The organism is Pseudomonas sp. 05N434 (assembly GCF_056396965.1).
The window spans coordinates 1-2013 of the sequence record NZ_JBFTMK010000727.1 but is presented as its reverse complement, the minus strand read 5'-3'; the positions used below and the strand labels follow the sequence as shown (position 1 = coordinate 2013).

Genomic DNA, 2013 nt, shown 5'->3' with positions numbered 1-2013 from the left:
TTGGTGGGGCGGTCGCTGTAAGAGACCACGCCACTGGCATCAGTGGACTTATAGATCGTCATGGCCACAGCCGAGGTGGAGGCCATGAAAAGACCACAGAAAAACAGCAGGCGCGCGAGCATGGGCAAAATTCTGTTGAGTAGGCCTGGGAAGGAGCCTAGCAGCAGAAATGGACCTGCGTTGTCGACAGATGTTTCAAATGATCATTCCCACGCTCTGCCTGGGAATGCAGCACGGGACGCTCTGCGTCCCATCCGAAGCGGACGTGGAGCGTCCGGGGAGGTATTCCCACGCAGAGCGTGGGAACGATCAGCGGTACACGTTACGCACCCGGTACGAAGTGCTTCTGCGCGGTGCCACGGGCGATCAGGCGGGAGATGTAGTCGAGCTTCTGTGCATCCTGGTCGACAAAGCGGAACGTCAGTTGCAGCCACTCGCTGTCCGGCTTCGGCTCGTGGGCGACGATGGCGTGCAAGTAGCCGTTAAGACGGGCAGTTTCGGCATTGTCGCCCTGCTCCAGGTCGAGTACGGCGTTGTCGAGGACTTGCGGCAAGGTGTCGGTGCGTTTCACCACCAGCAGCGCTTCCTTGATGCTCAAGGCCTTGATCACGCATTGCTGTGTGCCGCTCGACAGGCGCAGTTGGCCTTGGCCACGACCGCCAGCTGATGCGGAGGCAGGCGCCTTGACCGGTGGATTGTTGAGCAGGCCGCGAGACGGCGCCGCAGCCGGGGCTGGCGCGGCGGCGGCAGGTTTGGCAAACGGGTTGACCGCTGCAGCCGAGGGTGCGACTACCGCCGCTTTGCCACCGGTCAATGCGCTCAGGGAATCGTTGCCGAACGCCGAGTTCATTTTGGTCGGCGCGCTGTTCATCAAGGTATCGAGCTTGCCGACCTTGTTCAGGGCCTGCTTGACCTTGGTCAACAGCTGCTCGTTGGTGAATGGCTTGCTGACGTAGCCGGAAACCCCGGCCTGGATCGCCTGGACCACGTTTTCTTTATCGCCACGGCTGGTCACCATCACGAACGGCATGGTCTTGAGGTTGTCCTGCTCACGGCACCAGGTCAGCAACTCCAGACCGGACATTTCCGGCATTTCCCAGTCGCACAGAACCAGGTCGAACGCTTCCTTGGCCAGCATGGCCTGGRCCTTTTTACCGTTGACTGCATCTTCGGTCCGGATCCCCGGGAAGTAGTTGCGCAGGCACTTTTTTACCAGGTCACGAATGAACGACGCATCGTCCACGACCAACACACTGATCTTGCTCATCCAACACCCCTTTAAAAATCCCGGCAAGCATAACGCTGGCTGATGGCACTTTGCCAAAACTCTTCAGTCACGCCGGGACTTTTCGTTCGCGGGTGCTGCTTTTCAATTCGGCTTTTCAGTTCAAAAGCCACACAAACAAAAACGCCCGGCCAAGAGGCCGGGCGCTTTTTCTTGGGCAACCTTACTTATCGTCAGCTTTGTCCGGAACATTAGCGGTTTCGGCACTTGTGCCTTCCACTTCTTCCTTCATGCGCTTGAGGCCCAGGTGACGCACGTCGGTGCCGCGCACCAGGTAAATCACCAGTTCCGAGATATTGCGCGCGTGGTCGCCGATTCGCTCAAGGGAACGCAGCACCCAGATAATGCTCAAGACACGCGAGATAGAGCGTGGATCTTCCATCATGTAGGTGGCGAGTTCGCGCAGCGCGGTCTTGTATTCGCGGTCGATGATCTTGTCGTACTGCGCCACCGACAGCGCCAGGTCGGCGTCGAAGCGGGCAAATGCGTCCAGGGCATCGCGAACCATGTTGCGCACCTGGTCGCCGATGTGGCGAACCTCGACATAACCGCGCGGCGCTTCGCCTTCTTCACACAACTGAATGGCGCGACGGGCGATCTTGGTGGCTTCGTCGCCGATACGCTCGAGGTCGATCACCGATTTGGAGATGCTGATGATCAGACGCAAGTCCGACGCCGCCGGCTGACGACGGGCCAGAATGCGCAGGCATTCTTCGTCGATGTTGCGT

At 59.3% G+C, this 2013-nt stretch carries 3 protein-coding genes; all 3 read right to left on the bottom strand.

The features are described 5' to 3' along the window. A partial coding sequence (locus AC1DLB_RS28665; RefSeq protein ID WP_477786155.1) for a DUF4124 domain-containing protein occupies positions 1-122 on the bottom strand: 122 nt, incomplete at its 3' end. A gap of 200 nt (positions 123-322) precedes the next feature. Further along, positions 323-1267 (bottom strand): response regulator, encoded by a 945-nt coding sequence (locus tag AC1DLB_RS28660; protein WP_477786154.1) that lies wholly within the window; start codon positions 1265-1267, stop codon positions 323-325. 181 nt (positions 1268-1448) lie between these two features. Beyond that, a partial coding sequence (phoU, locus tag AC1DLB_RS28655; RefSeq protein ID WP_477786153.1) for a phosphate signaling complex protein PhoU occupies positions 1449-2013 on the bottom strand: 565 nt, incomplete at its 5' end.